We start from the raw sequence: 17285 nt of genomic DNA, 5'->3' as shown, positions 1-17285 counted from the left end.
GCACGGGCTCACCAGTTGAACATCGTCCCGTCCTCGAGCCGGTTCACCGGCAGATAGGCGCGCTTGTATTCGTACTTGGCGGCCAGGACCTCATCGATGTCCACGCCCAGCCCCGGCTTGTCGCCCGGGTGCATCAGCCCGTTGTTGAGGCTGTAGGCATGCGGGAACACCGCGTCGGTCTCCTCCGAATGGCGCATATATTCCTGGATGCCGAAATTGGGCACCGACAGGCCGAAGTGCAGCGCCGCAGCCATGCACACCGGCGACAGGTCGGTCGCGCCGTGGCAGCCGGTGCGCACCTGGTAGAGGTCGGCCAGTGCCGCCACGCGGCGCAGATGGGTGATGCCGCCGGCATGCACCACGGTCGCGCGGATATAGTCGATCAGCTGCTCCTCGATCAGCTGCTTGGCGTCCCAGATCGAATTGAAGATCTCGCCCACTGCCAGCGGCGTGGTGGTGTGCTGCCGGATAAGCCGGAAAGCGGCCTGGTTTTCGGCCGGCGTGGCGTCTTCCAGCCAGAACAGCCGATAGGGTTCTAAATCCCTCCCCAGCCGCCCCGCCTCGATCGGAGTCAGCCGGTGGTGGACGTCATGGAGCAGGTGGATGTCCCAGCCCAGCGACTCGCGGGCCTTGTCGAAAAGCTGCGGCACGAAGCGCATGTATTTCGACGTGCTCCACTGCGATTCCTCGGGCAGCGATCCCTTGGCCGGCTCGTAATAGAAGCGCTCGCCAGACACGCCATAGGTCGTGGCCATGCCCGGCACGCCGGACTGGAGGCGCACGGCCTTGTAGCCCTGCTCCAGATATTCATGGGCGCGCTCGATCGTCTCGCTGATGTCAGAGCCATTGGCATGGCCATAGACCATGCAGCCCTCGCGCGCCGCGCCGCCGAGCAGCTGGTAGACCGGCATGTTGGCCAGCTTGCCCTTGATGTCCCACAGCGCCATGTCGACCGCGGCGATCGCGCTCATCGTCACCGGGCCGCGGCGCCAGTACGCGCCCTTGTACAGATACTGCCAGATATCCTCGATGCTGTGCGCATCGCGGCCGATCAGGCACGGAATCACGTGATCGTTGAGGTAGCTGGCCACCGCCAGTTCACGGCCGTTGAGCGTCGCGTCGCCGAGGCCATAAACGCCCTCGTCCGTCTCGATCTTCAGCGTTACAAAGTTGCGGCCGGGGCGCGTCACGATAACGCGGGCGGCAGTGATACGTGGCAAGTGTAAACCCTCTCAAGTGGTCAGGCCAATATCCACTTGTATGACCTATCGTGTCAACCTACGAGGTTGTGTAAGGATGAGGACGGCATGAAGATCACAGGCAACAAGCTTTACCAGCGGGTAGCCGCTTCGATCACCGAAGCGATCGAGGCCGGGCGCTGGTCGCCGGGTTCGCGTCTGCCGGGCGAGCGCGACCTCGCCGAGGAATACAAGGTCAGCCGTCCGACCATCCGCGAGGCGATGATCGCGCTCGAGATGAAGGGCTGGATCGAGGCGCGGCATGGCTCAGGCCTCTATGTCACCAAGCGCGAGCATGGCAGCGGCGAGCGGGCGGATTCGCTCAATTTCGACGTCGGCGCCTTCGACCTGACCGAGGCACGCATCCTGTTCGAAGGCGAGGCGGTTGCCCTGGCCGCGGTGTCGATCACCGACGAGCAACTCGCCGAGCTCGAGGAATTGATCGAGGAAATGGCGGCCGACGACTCGAACGAGCCCTCGGTGATGGACGCCGATCACCGCTTCCACCTCGCCATCGCCAATGCCACCGGCAACGCCGCGATCCGCAGCGTCGTCGACTATCTCTGGGACCTGCGCGTCAACTCGCCGCTCGCCGCCAACATGTTCGCCCGCGCCAAGCGCGGTGGCATCACGCCGCGAGTCGAGGAGCACCGCCCGATCCTCGATGCGCTCAAGGCGCATGACCCGCATGCGGCGCGCAACGCGATGCGCCGGCACCTGCGCGGCGTGGTCGACGACCTGCTCGAGGCTACCGAGCTCGAGGCGATGCAGCGCGCGCGCAACGAGATCGAGACGCGCCGTGACAGCGTGGCACGGCGGTTGAAGATCGGCTCGGCCTGATCCCCCAAGCGAGTGGCTTGACACCGATTACCTGAAGTTTGATATTGGCCTGACCAAAAGGAGAGGCCAATTGAACAACCTGTCGCGTGCGCCGCTGGGTGCCGCCTGTCTCGCGTTGCTCGCCGTCCCTGCGGCGATGGCCCAGCCCGCAGCGCCTGCGCCCCATGGCCCCGTCTATGCGGTGGCGCCGCCCATGGATGCGACGATCGAGCGGCGGCTGATGCCCCAGCTGGCCGCGCTGCTCCACCAGTTGCTGCGCGAGAAGCGGGCCATGCGGCTCGACGGCGTGCCGGTGTTCGACAGCGGCGACAAGTTCCTTCCCGGCAAGATCGCCTCCGGTCTCAGCTATCTGCTGCTCGACACCCCGCGCACCGATCCGAAGCTGGCCGAATATCTCGCCGGCTACCGCGAGATCGCGGACCTGACGATCGACGACCCCAACGATACCTGGGGCATCTACTATTATATCTCGGCCCTCCATGCCCTGAAGCAGGCCGGCCTGCTCGACCAGGCGGTGCGCCCCGAAACGATGGCGCGGCTTCGCGAGAAGCTCGACTGGCGCCGCTTCGTCGATGCCAAGTCGCTCAACCTGCTCCACGACCTGCCCAACAATTATTACGGCGTCGCCTTCAGCGTGGCCCGCCTCCGCTACCTGCTCGGCTGGGAGGATGAGGCGGCATCCACGGCGTTGCTCCAGCGGATGATCGGGCATTATCGCAGCTATTCGGGGCAATATGGCTTTGCCGACGAGACCGACGGCCATGGCCGTTTCGATCGCTATTCGGTCCTGCTGATCGGCGAGATCGCCCAGCGCTTCATCGAAACGGGGATGACGCCGACCCCGCAGGTAAAGGCCTGGCTGCGCAAGTCGGCCGACCTGATGCTCCACCGCGCGACCGTGACCGGCGAAGGCTGGGAATATGGCCGCAGCATCGGCACCTATGGCGAGACCGCCTTCCTCGAAGTGCTCACCGCCGCGGCAAAGCTCGGCGTCCTCGACAAGCGGGAGCGCGACATGGCCTATGCGCTCTCGAGCCGGATCGCTGCGCGCTATGCCGATTTCTGGCTGAACCCGGCAACGGGATCGGTGAACCTGTGGGACGGTGGCCGCCGCACCGATGGCTATCGCGGCAAGCACCGGATCCTGGGCGAGAATCTCAGCCTCGCCCGCCAATATATCTATACCAACGCGCTGTGGAACGGCCTGGGTTACAAGGGCGCGGCGCCGTCGCCGGGCTATGCGGCCTGGCTCCGGACCTTGCCCGCCGCTCGCTTCACCTGGTTCGCGCGCGGCGACCATGACCGTGCGCTGCTCACGCTGCGCGATAAGGGGCATGTCATCGGCCTGCCGATCATCAACGGCGCCGAAGACCAGCATATGCACAATCCCTATTTCCCGATCCCCTTTGCGGGCGGGATGCTGCAGGGATCCGCGGACGCCGGCTTCCCGCAGCTTACCCCGCGCTTCGCGCTGGCGGACGGCAGCGTGTTGATGCCGCTGGCCTGGTTCCGCGGGATCAGCTGGAAACGGCAGGGCAATCGGACGATCGTCAGCTGGCGGCAGGATGCGATGGACCGGATGGGCGAGAATGCTCCGGTCGCCGACAAGCGCATCACCGCCGCCACCCGTTACGAGTTCACGCCCGGCAGGATCACGCGCACGGACACCTATCGTGCGGCTGGGCCGGTGGACCTGTCCGACGTTACGCTGGAATTCGCCAGCTTCTCCGGCGATGCGCGCAGCGCCGGGCCCGGCGCGGTGGCGTTCGGGGCAGGGGAGGTCACCGGCTTCTCCACCACCGGCTATCAGGGTTGCACGGTCGGCCCGGCGGAGGGCAAGGAGTATCGCGCGCCGACCGGCGCCTTCGCTTCGCTCGTCCGCTGTCGTCTCGGCGCCCGCCGCCTGTCCGGGCCGCTCACCTTGCGGTGGTCGCTCAGCTACCGCTGACGGCGCCCAGAAATCTCGAACTGGCCAATTGGGTTGACACCGGTGACAAATTGGCCTTACCAAGAAGTCCGACCCGAAAACGGGCGTGATAAGAATATATGCAGGGGAGTAGGTATGCCTGGGATCCGTTTTTCCGCTTTCGGACGTAATGCGCTGCGCCTGGCGCTGTTGGCATCGGCCTGTGCCGTGGTGCCCGCCTATGCGCAGGACACGACGGCCGATCCCGCTGCGGCGGCACCCCAGGAGGAAAGCCAGGCCATCGTCGTCACCGGCGCCCGCGCCGAGCAGCGCAGCTCGATCGACGTGAAGCGCAACGCCGACGTGGTGCTCGACGGCATCGTCAACGACGAGATCGGCGCGCTGCCGGACAACAGCGTGGGCGACACGCTCGAGCGCATCACCGGCGTCTCGGCCGATCGCTTCAAGGGCAATGCCAACGAACTGTCGGTGCGTGGCCTGGGTCCGACGCTCAGCTTCTCGACGTTCAACGGCCGCGAAGTCTCCACGGCGGGCGCTGACCGTTCGGTCGCCTTCCAGCAATTCCCGTCCGAGCTGGTCAACGGCGTGATCGTCTACAAGACGCAGCGTGCCGATTTCCTCGAAGGCGGCATCGGCGGCGTGATCGAGCTCAAGTCGATGCGTCCGCTCGACTATGGCAAGTCGCGCTTCCAGGCCGAGATCCGCGGATCCTATCTGCCCAAGGATGACGACATCATCGGCCGCGACGGCCTTGGCTACCGTGCCAATGCCAGCCTGGTGAAGCAGTTCAGCACCGGCATCGGCGAATTCGGCATCGCGATCGGCTATCAGCGCCAGGACGTCGCGGCGCCGGAAGACTATTACAACGGCAACTCGAACTTCGTGCCGTGCAACACCTCGGCGCTGAACGGCACGCTCGTCACCGGCACGACTGCCCAGCTCAATGCCGCAGGCGCCAATTCGAACTGCCAGGTCGGCACTGCGCCGCGCGCCGGCATCGGTGAGACGGTCGGCACCACCTATTACGCCACGCAGTCGCGCAACTTCCGCCAGCAGAACACGCGCGAACTGCGCAACGCCGTGATCGGCGCGCTCCAGTGGCGCCCCGCGCCCAATCTCGATATCGCGCTCGACGGCCAGTGGTCGAAGCGGGAATCGACCGAGGATCGCAACATCCTGTCGATCGCCGAGGCGCTGCGTGGCATCAAGCCGATCCTGATCGGCGACGGCACCAACGGCTACACCAAGGGCGCGCTGATCAAGTACAGCGGCAACTCGAACATCGAGAACCAGCTCGAGCTGCGCAACCGCAACGAGGAATATAAGGGCGGCGGCGCCACGGTCACATGGAAGCCGGGCAATTTCATCCTCACCGCCGATGGCAGCTTCTCGGACTCGCACCGCACCGAGACGCAGAAGGCCACCCGCATGCGCTCGACCACGCGCGTCGGCTATGAGCTGGACTATACCGACAGCCCCGACGTGCCCCGCGTCACCTTCCTCAACTTCGACGTGAACAATCCGGCGAGCTTCGGCGCGAACACCGCGACCGCGGTCTATGCGCGCAACCGCTTCGTCACCGATCGCAAGGACAATATCTGGGCGGGCCGCTTCGACGGCGAGTACAAGTTCGCCGAGGGCAGCTTCCTCACCGCGATCAAGGCGGGCGGTCGCTATTCCGAGCATCACCGCACGCTCGACAATAACCGCAACAACGATGTGAACACGATCCTGCCCTATGGCGGCCAGACCGTTGCGCAGATCATCAACGGCGCGAATGCCAATTGCCGCCGGGGCTTCCCGACCAAGGACTATTTCCCGAGCACCAGCACTAACCTCACCAGCTGGGCGACGTTCGACAACCAGTGCCTCTACAAGGCGTTCACCGGATCGGATGCGCTGCCGCTGCCGGCTGAGAGTCGCGACCCAAGCGACCTCGACATCCGCGAGCGGATCAAGGCTGCCTACGTCATGGCCAGCTTCCGGGGCGACCTTGGCGCGCTGCCGGTCAGCGGCAATATCGGCCTGCGCTATGTGAAGACCAACATCACCTCGGTCGGCTATCGCCTGCCGTTCAAGGTGACGATCGATACCGGCGCGGACAGCTACACGGTTGCCGCTGATCCCACCGGCGCGATCCAGACCGATACGCTCAAGGGCGAATATTCCTACTGGCTGCCCAGCCTGAACCTCAGCTTCGACCTGTCGGACAAGATCAAGCTGCGCACCGCCGGTTATCGCGCCCTGTCGCGCTCGCCGATCGAGAGCTTCGGCGCGGGTATCAACCTGAACCCGACCTCGGGCACCGGCGGCGCCTCCAGCGTCACCTTCAATCCGACCAGCGGCAATCCGAACCTGAAGCCGATGCGCGCCTGGAATGCGGACGTCAGCCTGGAATTCTATCCGAGCCGCGACACGCTCTTCTCGGTCGCCGGCTATTACAAATGGCTGCGCGGTTCGGTTATCTCGCGCTCGGCGGGGCTCCCGACGACGATCACGGTAACCACCCAGGTGGATGCCGCTGCGCCGACCCAGCAGAGCTACAATGTCAATCTGATCGCCCCGGCCAATGATCCGGATCTGCGCCACCTCTACGGCGTCGAGTTCACCGGCAGCCACAATTTCTCCTGGCTGCCCGGCATCCTGAGCGGCTTCGGCGTCAACGGTTCGCTCAACATCGCCTGGGCCAATTTCCAGTATCCGGACACCTCGGCGCTGGGCGCCTATCTCGATCCGGAGAACCTGATCGGCCTGTCGAAATACGTTGCCAACGGCACGGTCTATTGGGAGCGCAAGGGCTTCTCGCTGCGCGCGATGTATCGCTACCGCTCGCACTACTACAAGCCGAACGGCGGTACGAACCGCGGGGTGCAGGACGCGGGCTATCTGAACCTCTCGGTCCAGTATGACGTGACGAAGAACATCCAGCTCAAGCTGCAGGCGCTCAACGTCACCAATACCAAGGACGTGTTCTACAAGGGCGGATACGACTCGATCGCCGAAGTGAGCGAGAGCGGGCCGCAATATTATTTCGGCTTCCGGATCCGCTACTGAGCGCGAAGGAGAACATCCCATGCGCCGCAGTCCCATTCTTCTCCTAGTCCTGGCTGCGGCGTTCGCGCCGCAGGCTGCCTCCCATGCCGGGATCGCCTCCCCTGGCCAGAATACGCAGCAGCCGGTCTGCAACGGCGCGGAAGGATATTCCGCGGCGTTCGGTGGACGCAGGACCTTTTTCTTGGCGCCGGACGTGATGGCGCGGCTCAAGGCCGCGATCGCCACCGATCCGGCGGTGAAGGCAGCCTATGAGCGGCTGATCGCCCGCGCCGAGGCGGCGATGAAGCGGCCGCTCTATACGGTGACCGACAAGAGGACGATCCCGCCCTCGGGCGATCGCCACGACTATCTCAGCATCGGTCCCTATTGGTGGCCGGATCCCGCCACCAAGACCGGGTTGCCCTATATTCGCCGCGACGGCGAGATCAATCCGGACCGCAACACCGACAAGTTCGACGTGAGCGACCTGGAGGGGATGAGCTCGGACGTCGAGACGCTGAGCCTTGCCTATTATTTCTCCGACAACCCCCGTTACGCCGGCCGTGCGGCCAGCCTGGTGCGCACCTGGTTCCTGACGCCCGCCACGCGGATGAACCCCAACATGAACTATGCCCAGGCCGTGCCCGGGCGCGAGGAGGGCAGGGCGGAAGGCGTGCTCGACACCTCGCGGCTCGAGCGGGTGGTCGACGGCATCGGGCTGATCGGCCCGGCGGGCAAGCTCACCGCCGAGGAGCAGAAGGGCCTGGAGAAGTGGTTCTCCGACTATCTCGACTGGATGCAGTCGAGCCGGAACGGCAAGGCGGAGAATGCCGCGAAGAACAACCACGGCATGTGGTTCGACGCGCAGACCGCGCAATTCGCGCTGTTCGCCCGCCGGCCGGATATGACGAAAGCGGTGGCGGAGGCGTTTCCGAAGAAGCGCATCGCGCCGCAGTTCACGCCCGAGGGCAAGCTGCCGCTCGAACTCACCCGCACGCGCAGCCTCCATTATTCGATCTACGCGCTGCTCGCCGCCTATGACGTCGCGGACATGGCCAGGTGCGTCGGCATCGACCTTTGGAACTACCAGGACGGCGGCAAGGGCCTGCGCGGGGCCACCGACTATCTCAAACCCTATTACCGCAAGGTCGAGACCTGGCCGATGCCCGAGCTGCGCCCGTTGCCCGGCGAGCTGGACGAGCTGCTGCGCCGTGCACGCGGTGCCTGGGGCGACAGCTATCCGCTTGCGCCGGAGACCGAGCTGAAGCGCTATTTCGGGAACGGCTCGGGTGTGAGCGAGGCCAATCCCAAGCAAGATGGCTAAACACGCGGTTCCCCGGCGAGAGCCGGGGAGCCGTCAGAGCCTTTTCACTTCGCCGCGCAGGTCTTCTGCGCCGCACCAACCACATAGGGCTGGGTCGCCAGGTCGGCCGCCGTATCGTCCAGCCACTTGCGGAACTCGCGTTCGGTCTTCGGCGCGCCCGGCTCCTGCACCCAGGCGGCACCGAACGCGTAGCGAATGTTCCGCGGGTCGCAGAAGGTCACGTACAGCGTCTTGCCGTCGCTGCCCGTGCCCGCGGCCTCGTCGGCCGGATAGAAGAGCGCGATGCCCAGATCGTCCCCGGCCAGGCTCTGCTTGCCCCAGGTGGCGAAATAGCGCCACTTGCCGCGCTTCGGGCTCTCGATCTTGCTGACCCCGTCGTGCAGCGTCAGGCCCGCGATCATCTGCGGCACCTTGCCGCTCACCCGCGCCTCGACATTGGTCAGCCGCGAACCGGCGAAGATCCGGTAGGTGGTCGAAAGGTCGGCCGGCCCGCCTTCGCCGGGAAAGCCGACATTGTTGACCAGCACCGTCGCCGCGCGATCGGTGTTGAACACGCGGGCGCTGATCTTCGCCTTGCCGAGCTGGGTCGCCGCGCCGCCGCGCAGCACGCCGATCCCGCCCATGCCGAGCGACTGATCGACCTGGAAGATGTCCTGCCCCCAGGGCGCCATCGAATGGTAATTGTCCTGGCCCATGCCGATCGTCGGCAGCACGTTGCCGGGCAGCTTCTTGCCATAGATGTCCGGCACGTTCCGCTCGTCGAGGTACAGGCGATAGGCGACCTTGTCGCTTTCCCAGCCCGGCCCTTCCATCGCGATCATGCCGTCATGGATCTTGTGATCCGCCGGCACGTCGAACCGGTCGACCAGCTTGTAGCTGCCATCGGCCTGGCGGACGTTGAGCGTCGCCAGCGGGGCCGGCGGCGCACTGTCCTGCCCGGCCGCGACCAGCAGGGGGGCGGCGAGGAGCCAGAGGGCATGCTTCATATGTCTTCCTTACCTCGTCAGATCATGGACCGCGGCGCCGGCGAGCAGATACGCGCCCGTACCATAGAATTGCGCGTCCTCGGCCTTCACCACGTCCGGCCGGTCGCTCACCTGCTGTACCCAGCCCAACATTCCATTCGGCTGAACGGCTCTCTCAAGTGCCGCCCAACCCTTTGTAACCGCAGGAAGATAGGTCTTGCGATCGAGAAGACCAGCCTTGATCCCCCAGGCCATGCCATGGACGTAGAAGCCGGTGCCGCTCGATTCATCCTGCGAGCGCTCGGGATCGGCGAGCAGCGAGGGCGGCCAATAGCCATTGCCGCGCTGCAGCTTCACCAGCTTCGCCGCCATCTCCTTGAACAGCTTGACGTAATAGGGGCGGCGCGGATCCTTGGCCGGAATCTCGGGGATCATCCGGGCCAGGCCGGAGAACACCCAGCCATTGCCGCGGCTCCAGAACAGCTTCTCGCCATGGCTCCCACGCTGGTCGAAGAAGCGGCTGTCGCGGAAATAGAGGTCCTCGGACTTGTCGAACAGATAGTCGGTGGTCGCGCGATATTCCTTGTCGGCAAAGGCGGCGTAGCGCTTGTCCTTCGTGTCCTTGCTCAGCGCCCACAGCGTCGGCGGCGCCATGAACAGCGCGTCGCACCAGCACCAGCGGGTGGTACAGGTCGGGTCGCCCTTGCCGGGTTCGGGCGCGGTGAACAGCAGGTCATTGGTCTTGGGCGCGGCGAGTATCTGGTTGAAGCTCGCGCGCATCGGGGCGAGCGCCTGCACGCCCGCGCCGTGGCGGGCGGCCCAGATCCAGGCCGCGCCGATGATATGGTCGTCGGCATGATAAAGCCGGTCGCCCAACCGCCAGCCTTCCTCCTTGCCCTTGGCGAAGATCGCGTCCTTGTAGCGCACGCTGCTCGAACGGTCGGCGAGGTGCGTCAGCGCGACCCAGAAGGTCGCCTGCTGCCAGTCGCGGGCGCGCTTGGTGCTGGGGCGCGCGGCGGGCATGTAGCTGAGGTCGTCGAGATGGGTGAGCTGCCAGTCGGCGACGCGCTCCATCGATGCCATCACCTGCGCGCGGCTGGGCAGGGCGGGGGCAGCCGCCACTGCCGGCGCAAGCGGGCGGGCCATGCCGCTGCCGGCGGTGGTGAGTGCGACTCCGGCCAGAGCGGCGGCGAGCTTCAGTTTCATCGGACATCCCCATCATGCTACCGCTGTCATCGCGGCTATGCTGGGACGATGTTGGCCCGACGTTTTCGAGTCAAGTGGTAAGGCCAATTATTCCGACATCTCGCCGATCTCGGCATCGATGAACAGCGCCAGCGAGAGTGCGGCCGCCACCGCCGCTTCGCGCAACGCCGGGTCGCGGGGCAGAAGCACGCGCTTTGACCGACCGTTCAGGTCGACTCCGCCGATCACGTCGCCACCGATCGAGAAGACGTAGCCGAGCGGCATCGCCATCGGCAGGCCGCTGCCTGCAAGGCGATGCTCGGAGCGCAGGTCGATCCGCACGCCCTCCAGATCGATATGGCCGCGCCGCTCCTCGCGCATCAGCGCGCCGCGCTCGTCGAGCACGAGCCGTGCGGCGATTGGCTCGCGGTCGCGGGCATAGCGGCAGCGATAGGCCATGCCGCGCGTGCGGATGGTGATCGCACCGGTGCCGACATCGGTGGCGGAGGACCGGCATTCCGCGCTCAGCTCGCCCCGGATCTCTCCGCCGCGCACGATGAAGGCGGCACCGCCATCCAGTTGCACTGCTTCGCCGATCCCGTTGCCGAACCAGCGATAGCCGGCGCCGCGCACGAAGCTGCCGTCATATTCGGCCAGGGTGAATTCGCCGTGGTGATCGTCGCCAATGCCTTCGAGCACCGCCTGTTCGGTCCGCTCTGGGGAAGTGACGGGCAGGCGCATCTGGACGGGCGCACAGGCTGTTGCGGTGAGCAGGGCGAGCGCCGGCGCGGCGTGGCGGAGCTTCATGGGCGATTCCTTCCCGTGACTACCCGACGCGGGTTGGGACGGAGTCCGGGGAGCAAAACCGCATCTCTGAACCTGGCGGTTGCGCAATGACGCTACGGCAAGCGCCCTTTGCGCAAAAGCCGCAGTTTTCCGGGGATTTTAGTCGCTTCGAAACGCTTGATGCGCTACATTCCGGAAACATGTCCGGAACCGCGCTCCCCTATGAATTCCCGATCGACGTCGCTCAGGACGATATCGACTTCATGGGGCATGTGAACAACGCTTCCTATCTGAAGTGGGTGCAGGAAGCGGTGATCAGCCACTGGCAGGCGCTGGCGCCGGTCGAGGCGGTGGCCGAGCATCTCTGGGTCGCGCTCAAGCACGAGATCACCTATCGCAAGCCCGCCTTCCTCGAGGATGACGTGGTCGCCACGGTGCTGCTGGAAAAGGTCCAGGGCGCGCGCGCTTTCTACGAGACGGTGATCCGCCGTGGCGGCGAAGTGCTGGCCGAGGTCAAGTCGAGCTGGTGCTGCCTCGATGCCGAAACGCTGCGTCCGGCACGGCTGGCCCGCGAAGTGATCGACAAGTTCTTCGTCAAGGACGAAGGCTAGGCGCGGTAGCCGCGCGCGCTTCCCGGCGGCGTGCCCATGACAAATCGTTTCGCACTGGGCACGGTCTAGATTCCTTTAACCTTTGGCTGCAAGAGCGGCCACATGTACCGCGTTGCCTTCCGTAAAGAGCTGAATCTGCTCGATATCGAGTGGCTTGCGATGTTCGGGCCTGACGAAGTCGGCGACTATGCCCGCAAGCTGCGCGACCAGTTCGATGCCGAGGGTTTCGCGCCCGGCTATCTCCTGCGCATGGACATGCGCCGTAGCGGCGTGCAGGCGCAGGCCGCGGTGGCGGCCTTTCGCCGCCACTTCGCCGGCTTTCCGGTGGCCAGCCGTATCGCGATCGTCACCGAAAGCGCGATTGCCCGCATGCAGATCCGCCGCGAGATGACGCAACCCTATCTGCGCATCTTCGGGCGCGCCGAAACGGCGCTCACCTGGTTGCTGCGCCAAGGCTGAGGCGCAGCAGCATCTTCGCGCAGCTAAAGGGCTAGGCGAGCGGGAGCAGGATCAGCGTGATCCGGTCATGACCGACCGCGATGTCCAGCGTCTGGCCCGCCACCACATCGATCGGTTCGGGGAAGCTGTGCAGCAGCTGGAGCCAGCCGCCATCGGTATAGCGGTCGGGATGGTTGTCGAACGTCACGCCTTCCCACAGGTCGATATGCATCCACTGGACGATGCCGATGGCGCGTCCGCTCGCGGTGACCGGAATGCTCAGCCGCGCGAGCACGGCGTCATGCTTCTTCTGCGTCAGGTCGAGGCGAACGAGCTCCAGATCGTCCGACAGGCGATCCCATGCGGTCATCGTGCCGTGGATCGGCAGGCGCTGCGGCGCGAAAGCAGTGAAGGCGGAAAGATCGAACCCCGAAACCTCGCCGACAAAGGAATAGTCGGCCAGGTTCTCGCTCGCCACCAGGCACCCCATCGCACTCGCCGCACGCGGGATCACGATCGCATCGGGTGCGAGCAGCCGGCGATGCGCGTCCTCGAACGTGTCGAGCACCTTCTCGGTCAGCAGGTCGCTCGAGAGGATTTCCGAGACCAGAATATCGGCCGGCGCATCGAGTTCGGTGCCGATGGCGAGTTCGGTCGAGGGCTTGGCGTGCACCGTGACCCGATCGGCATAGCCGTTCTGGGCGACGATCCGCTGCGCCATGTCGGCGATCATCGGATCCATCTCGCACGCCACGACCTTCCTTGCCCCGGCACGCGCGGCCATCAGCGACAGCAGGCCGCTGCCCGCGCCGATGTCGAGCACGCGGGCGTCGGGGCCGGTCACGGCGATCGCCGCCTTGATGGCGTCCTCGAACGCGTCGTTGCGCGGCGCGTCGTTCATCATCGGGATGTGCCAGAAGGGCACCGATCCCGACCCCAGTCGTCGGACCTGATGGCGCAGGTGCAGATTGTCGGGCTGAAGCGCCAGCGCGCGGCGGAAATGCTGGAGCGCGTCGAGGTTTCGGCCGGCATCGGCCAGCACCACGGCCAGATTGCCGATCGCGATCGGGTTGTCGGGATCGACCGCGTTGGCGCGCTCGAGCGTCGCGATCGCGTCGCCGGTGCGGCCGAGCCAGTGCAGCGTCAGCCCCTTTTCATGCAGCGCCACGGCATGATCGGGCTCGATCGCGAGCAGCTGGTCCCAGGCGACGAGTGCATCTTCGGGGCGCGTCAGGCGGCCGAGCAGGCCCGCGAGCAACGGCAGCACGTCGGTCGGGCGATAGTCCTGCGCCAGCACCTTGCGATAGCCGGCTTCGGCGCCTTCGAGGTTACCCTGTTCGTGCAGCGCCATCGCTTCGGCGAGCGCGGCGCGTGCCTCGGTCATATGGTCGGTTGCAGCCGGATCGGTCACGTCGTCTTCCTAGAATATCGGTATCGGGGCGCGGTCCGTTCGATAGGCCAATCGCCGTCGCCGGTCACATTCCGATCGCGGCATCGCTCGCCAGCTTGTCGGCGCGCTCATTGTCGGGGTGGCCGGCATGGCCCTTCACCCACACCCATTTCACCTGGTGCGGCTTGGCGGCGGCGAGCAGTTCCTGCCACAGGTCGGCATTCTTCACCGGCTTCTTGTCGGCGGTCTTCCAGCCATTCTTCATCCAGCCATGGATCCACTTGGTCAGCCCGTCCATGACATAGCGGCTGTCGGTGGAGAGGGTGACCCGGCAGGGGCGCGTGAGCGCCTTCAGGCCCTGGATCGCCGCCATCATCTCCATGCGGTTGTTGGTGGTGTGCTTCTCGCCGCCCGAGAGTTCCTTCTCGGTGTCGCCCATGCGCAGCACCACGCCCCAGCCGCCCTTGCCGGGATTTCCCTTGCACGCGCCATCGGTGGCGATTTCGACATGTTGCAGTTCGCTCATGCGAACAGCGCGTCGCCCTTTGCAGCGTAGAAGTCCAGCCGGCGCATATAGGCGAGCGGATCTTTCCTGGTGACAAGCGCGTCCGCCGGCGTGTTGAGCCAGTCCCAGGCACGGGTCAGGAAGAAGCGCAGCGCCGCGCCTTCCGCCAGGATCGGCAGGGCGGCGCGCTCGGCAGCGGACAGGCCGAAGCTGGCAGTATAGCCCTCGATCAGCGCCGCACCGATCTCGGCGGAGAAATTCTCGCCCTTGCCGTCAAAGGCCCAGGCGCCGTGCATCACCGCCAGGTCATAGGCGCGGATGTCGGTGCAGGCGAAATAGAAGTCGATCAGCCCGGTCACCCGGTTGCCGAGCATCAGCACATTGTCGGGGAACAGGTCGGCATGGATCGCGCTGGTCGGCAGATCCTCCGGCCAGGCGGCGAGGATCGTGTCGAGCGCCTTGCCCGCGCGGTCGTACAGCCCCGGCGCGATGCCATCGAGGTCGCGGCCGCAGCGCTCGAACAGCGGCTGCCATTCGGCCACGCCCATCGAATTGGGCCGGTCGAGGGGGAAGTCCTCGGCCGCCTTGTGCAGCTTGCCCATCGCTTCGCCGGCGGCGCGCGCCTGGGCGGGGGTGGGGTGCGACACCGAAACGCCCGACAGGAACTGGATCAAGCATGCCGGGCGCCCCTCCAGCTGGTGGATCAGCGTGCCGTCGCGGTCCGGCACGGCGGGCGGCACCGGCAGGCCCTTGTCCGCCAGATGCTCGAGCAGCGCCATGAAATAGGGCAGGTCGCCCTCGGCCACGCGCTTCTCGTAGAGCGTCAGGATGAAGCGGCTCTTGCTGGTGTCGACGAGATAGTTGGAGTTCTCCACCCCCTCGGCGATGCCCTTGGCCGAGGCGAGCTCGCCCACATCGAACTTCGCCAGGAAGTCCGACAGCGCTTCCGCCGATACCTGAGTGTAGACCGCCACGCTGCCCCCTTATCCCCTCGAACGCGGCGACCCATCGCCCGTCGGGCGCGCCCGCACAACTTAGTTGTGCTTGGCTGCCCTATCAGGCGGCTTCCAGCCCGCGCGGCAGCTTGAAGACGACGTTTTCGGGCACCGTCTCCACTTCGCGCTCGCTCACTTCGAATCGCTCCGAGAGCTTGTCCACCAGCTCGCGCACCAGCAGCTCGGGGGCGGAGGCGCCCGCGCTCACGCCGACGGTGCCGACGCCTTCGAACCAGGCCCAGTCGATATCCTCGGCCCGCGGGATCAGATAGGCGGTCGTGCCCTGGCGCTCGGCGACTTCGACGAGGCGCAGCGAATTGGACGAGTTCTTGCCGCCGATCACCAGCATCAGGTCCACCGACGATGCGATCGCCTTCACCGCGCCCTGGCGGTTGGTGGTGGCATAGCAGATGTCGTTGGGGCCCGGCGCCAGGATCGTCGGGAAGCGGCGCTTGAGCACTTCCAGCGTCGCCGCGGTATCGTCCACCGACAGCGTCGTCTGGGTGAGGAAGGCGAGGTTCCCGGCATCACCCACCTCCACGCGTTCGGCATCCTCGGGCGTCTCGACCAGCGTCATCGCGCCTTCGGGCACCTGGCCGAAGGTGCCGATCACCTCGGGGTGGCCGGCATGGCCGATGAACAGGATGTGCCGCCCGGCATTGACCAGCCGCTCGGCCTGGCGATGCACCTTGGAGACGAGCGGGCAGGTCGCGTCGAGATAGTCGAGCCCGCGTTCCTCAGCCTTGGCCGGCACTGCCTTGGGCACGCCGTGGGCGGAGAACACCACCGGCACCCCGTCGGGTACCTGGTCGAGATCCTCGACGAAGATCGCGCCCATCGCCTTCAGGCTGTCGACGACATATTTGTTATGGACGATCTCGTGCCGCACATAGACGGGCGCGCCATATTTCTCGATCGCCAGCTCGACGATACGGATGGCGCGGTCCACGCCGGCGCAGAAGCCACGGGGGGCTGCGATCAGCAGCTCGAGCACAGGTTTCAGTTGGTCTGCCATAGTTCCGCCTCGCACCTACGCGATTGCTTGCGCGGGCTCAACGCGGTTCCTATGGTGCGCGCCGCTTTGGACCCCTTCTGGTCCCGTGTGTTTGAAAGGGTTTCCGTCTTGGTCCGCAAGCTTGCCGTTGTCGCCCTGATCCCGCTCGCGCTCGGCGCCTGCGCCAAAACCGGCGAGATCGACGCCTCCGGCGGCGGCGCCGGCATCACGGCGGTCCGCTCGGCTTGCCCGCATGTCGCGATTCCCGCGGGCACCGGCGACATCACGATCTTCAATCCGGCGAACAGCCGCGAAGCCAGCGCGATCGACGTCAACGCGGTGATGACCAACGTCACCTCGAAGTGCGACGATGCCGGCCCCCAGGTCGTCACCACGGTCAATTTCGACGTGCTGGCCCGCCGCCAGAACGCCGATGGCGCGCGCGACGTCAGCTTCCCCTATTTCGTCACGGTCGTGCGTGGTGGCAGCTCGGTGGTCGCCAAGCGGATCAACCGCGTGACCGTGCACTTCGAGCCCGGCCAGCTGCGCGCCCAGACCACCGGCACCGCCACCACCTATGTTGATCGCAGCGCCGCGACCCTGCCGGACGATGTCCGCAAGCGCCTGACCGAGAAGCGCAAGGCCGGTGAGCAGTCGGCGGCGATGGACCCGCTCGCCGATCCCTCGATCCGCGGCGCGGTTCTGTCCGCTACGTTCGAGGCGCTGGTCGGCTTCCAGCTGACCGAGGACCAGCTCAAGTACAACGTCACGCGCTGATTGCGTCCCGGGCGGCAACGCCCGACCACGCTTTGCAAGCAATGCAATTGACTCGAATCGAGGGGGCGGCCAAGGCTGCCTCCTGTCGATAGGCACGCGCGGGAGAGTGGTGATCTTCGGATCACCCGCCGAAGGAGCAACCGCCCCGGAATCTCTCAGGCACAAGGGACCGCGCGTACACGACACTCTGGAAAGCGGACGCGGCCCGGCCACGTCCCACCGAAGGGGTAAGCCAGGCGACTGGCGAAAGCTCTCAGGTTCCGTGACAGAGGGGGCG

General features: G+C 65.9%; 15 protein-coding genes and 1 riboswitch. Of the genes, 7 read left to right on the top strand and 8 right to left on the bottom strand.

The genetic code is table 11. From position 1 onward, the window contains the following. Nucleotides 1-8: 8 nt before the first annotated feature. Nucleotides 9-1220 (bottom strand): D-mannonate dehydratase ManD, encoded by a 1212-nt coding sequence (manD, locus tag HNP52_RS17925; protein ID WP_184168973.1) that lies wholly within the window; start codon nucleotides 1218-1220, stop codon nucleotides 9-11. An 87-nt stretch (nucleotides 1221-1307) separates the two neighbouring features. Here manD and HNP52_RS17920 point away from each other — a divergent pair, with 87 nt between their 5' ends. The 4 genes from HNP52_RS17920 to HNP52_RS17905 all read left to right on the top strand — a co-directional run bounded on the left by HNP52_RS17920 (nucleotide 1308) and on the right by HNP52_RS17905 (nucleotide 8362). After that, nucleotides 1308-2078, top strand: a complete 771-nt coding sequence (locus HNP52_RS17920; protein WP_184168972.1) for a FadR/GntR family transcriptional regulator — start codon at nucleotides 1308-1310, stop codon at nucleotides 2076-2078. A 70-nt stretch (nucleotides 2079-2148) separates the two neighbouring features. Then, nucleotides 2149-4026 carry a hypothetical protein gene (locus tag HNP52_RS17915; protein ID WP_221416473.1) on the top strand — a complete coding sequence of 626 codons (1878 nt, stop codon included), beginning with the start codon at nucleotides 2149-2151 and terminating at the stop codon, nucleotides 4024-4026. A 114-nt stretch (nucleotides 4027-4140) separates the two neighbouring features. Next, nucleotides 4141-7059, top strand: coding sequence for a TonB-dependent receptor (locus HNP52_RS17910; protein ID WP_184168971.1), 2919 nt, complete (start codon nucleotides 4141-4143; stop codon nucleotides 7057-7059). A gap of 181 nt (nucleotides 7060-7240) precedes the next feature. Further along, nucleotides 7241-8362, top strand: coding sequence for an alginate lyase family protein (locus HNP52_RS17905; protein ID WP_260396205.1), 1122 nt, complete (start codon nucleotides 7241-7243; stop codon nucleotides 8360-8362). A gap of 44 nt (nucleotides 8363-8406) precedes the next feature. Here HNP52_RS17905 and HNP52_RS17900 read toward each other — a convergent pair whose 3' ends face one another. The 3 genes from HNP52_RS17900 to HNP52_RS17890 form a co-directional block, all read right to left on the bottom strand. Then, the gene (locus HNP52_RS17900) at nucleotides 8407-9348 is read right to left on the bottom strand and encodes a DUF4861 family protein (protein ID WP_184168969.1); all 942 of its coding nucleotides are present in this window, start codon (nucleotides 9346-9348) and stop codon (nucleotides 8407-8409) included. A gap of 9 nt (nucleotides 9349-9357) precedes the next feature. Further along, entirely contained in the window at nucleotides 9358-10533 is a 1176-nt protein-coding gene (locus HNP52_RS17895) for a glycoside hydrolase family 105 protein (protein ID WP_184168968.1), read from the bottom strand. Nucleotides 10534-10620: 87 nt separating this feature from the next. After that, nucleotides 10621-11319: a hypothetical protein gene (locus tag HNP52_RS17890; RefSeq protein WP_184168967.1), complete on the bottom strand. Its 699-nt coding sequence runs from the start codon at nucleotides 11317-11319 to the stop codon at nucleotides 10621-10623. Nucleotides 11320-11498: 179 nt separating this feature from the next. On the opposite strand from HNP52_RS17890, the gene HNP52_RS17885 reads away from it, so the two are divergent. Together HNP52_RS17885 and HNP52_RS17880 are read left to right on the top strand one after the other, a co-directional pair. Then, on the top strand, nucleotides 11499-11909 hold the full coding sequence (locus tag HNP52_RS17885; protein ID WP_184168966.1) for a thioesterase family protein: 411 nt from the start codon (nucleotides 11499-11501) through the stop codon (nucleotides 11907-11909). A 102-nt stretch (nucleotides 11910-12011) separates the two neighbouring features. Continuing rightward, nucleotides 12012-12368 carry an STAS/SEC14 domain-containing protein gene (locus tag HNP52_RS17880; RefSeq protein WP_184168965.1) on the top strand — a complete coding sequence of 119 codons (357 nt, stop codon included), beginning with the start codon at nucleotides 12012-12014 and terminating at the stop codon, nucleotides 12366-12368. A gap of 31 nt (nucleotides 12369-12399) precedes the next feature. Here HNP52_RS17880 and HNP52_RS17875 read toward each other — a convergent pair whose 3' ends face one another. The 4 genes from HNP52_RS17875 to ispH form a co-directional block, all read right to left on the bottom strand. Further along, nucleotides 12400-13758, bottom strand: a complete 1359-nt coding sequence (locus HNP52_RS17875; protein ID WP_311768511.1) for a 50S ribosomal protein L11 methyltransferase — start codon at nucleotides 13756-13758, stop codon at nucleotides 12400-12402. Nucleotides 13759-13822: 64 nt separating this feature from the next. Continuing rightward, a complete protein-coding gene (rnhA, locus tag HNP52_RS17870; RefSeq protein WP_184168964.1) occupies nucleotides 13823-14263 on the bottom strand; it encodes a ribonuclease HI in 441 nt (146 codons plus the stop codon). After that, nucleotides 14260-15216, bottom strand: a complete 957-nt coding sequence (thrB, locus tag HNP52_RS17865; RefSeq protein ID WP_184168963.1) for a homoserine kinase — start codon at nucleotides 15214-15216, stop codon at nucleotides 14260-14262. The genes rnhA and thrB overlap by 4 nt, the downstream gene beginning before the upstream one ends. A gap of 82 nt (nucleotides 15217-15298) precedes the next feature. Then, the gene (gene ispH, locus HNP52_RS17860; protein ID WP_184168962.1) at nucleotides 15299-16252 is read right to left on the bottom strand and encodes a 4-hydroxy-3-methylbut-2-enyl diphosphate reductase; all 954 of its coding nucleotides are present in this window, start codon (nucleotides 16250-16252) and stop codon (nucleotides 15299-15301) included. A 108-nt stretch (nucleotides 16253-16360) separates the two neighbouring features. On the opposite strand from ispH, the gene HNP52_RS17855 reads away from it, so the two are divergent. Beyond that, nucleotides 16361-17008 carry a hypothetical protein gene (locus HNP52_RS17855; RefSeq protein WP_184168961.1) on the top strand — a complete coding sequence of 216 codons (648 nt, stop codon included), beginning with the start codon at nucleotides 16361-16363 and terminating at the stop codon, nucleotides 17006-17008. Between the two features lie 89 nt (nucleotides 17009-17097). Further along, nucleotides 17098-17190, top strand: a riboswitch (glycine riboswitch). Nucleotides 17191-17285 lie beyond the last annotated feature (95 nt).

It is taken from the genome of Sphingomonas kyeonggiensis, assembly GCF_014204495.1.
GTDB lineage: Bacteria > Pseudomonadota > Alphaproteobacteria > Sphingomonadales > Sphingomonadaceae > Sphingomonas > Sphingomonas kyeonggiensis_A.
The sequence above is the reverse complement of the archived record's forward strand: the minus strand, read 5'-3'. Positions and strand labels throughout refer to the sequence as shown.

Bases quoted from the DNA above. Each gene is read 5' to 3' on its own strand.
- HNP52_RS17920 (WP_184168972.1), top strand. From the start codon at position 1,308: ATGAAGATCACAGGCAACAAGCTTTACCAGCGGGTAGCCGCTTCGATC.
- HNP52_RS17890 (WP_184168967.1), bottom strand. From the start codon at position 11,319: ATGAAGCTCCGCCACGCCGCGCCGGCGCTCGCCCTGCTCACCGCAACA.
- ispH (WP_184168962.1), bottom strand. From the start codon at position 16,252: ATGGCAGACCAACTGAAACCTGTGCTCGAGCTGCTGATCGCAGCCCCC.
- HNP52_RS17885 (WP_184168966.1), top strand. From the start codon at position 11,499: ATGTCCGGAACCGCGCTCCCCTATGAATTCCCGATCGACGTCGCTCAG.
- HNP52_RS17880 (WP_184168965.1), top strand. From the start codon at position 12,012: ATGTACCGCGTTGCCTTCCGTAAAGAGCTGAATCTGCTCGATATCGAG.
- HNP52_RS17910 (WP_184168971.1), top strand. From the start codon at position 4,141: ATGCCTGGGATCCGTTTTTCCGCTTTCGGACGTAATGCGCTGCGCCTG.
- HNP52_RS17900 (WP_184168969.1), bottom strand. From the start codon at position 9,348: ATGAAGCATGCCCTCTGGCTCCTCGCCGCCCCCCTGCTGGTCGCGGCC.
- HNP52_RS17895 (WP_184168968.1), bottom strand. From the start codon at position 10,533: ATGAAACTGAAGCTCGCCGCCGCTCTGGCCGGAGTCGCACTCACCACC.
- rnhA (WP_184168964.1), bottom strand. From the start codon at position 14,263: ATGAGCGAACTGCAACATGTCGAAATCGCCACCGATGGCGCGTGCAAG.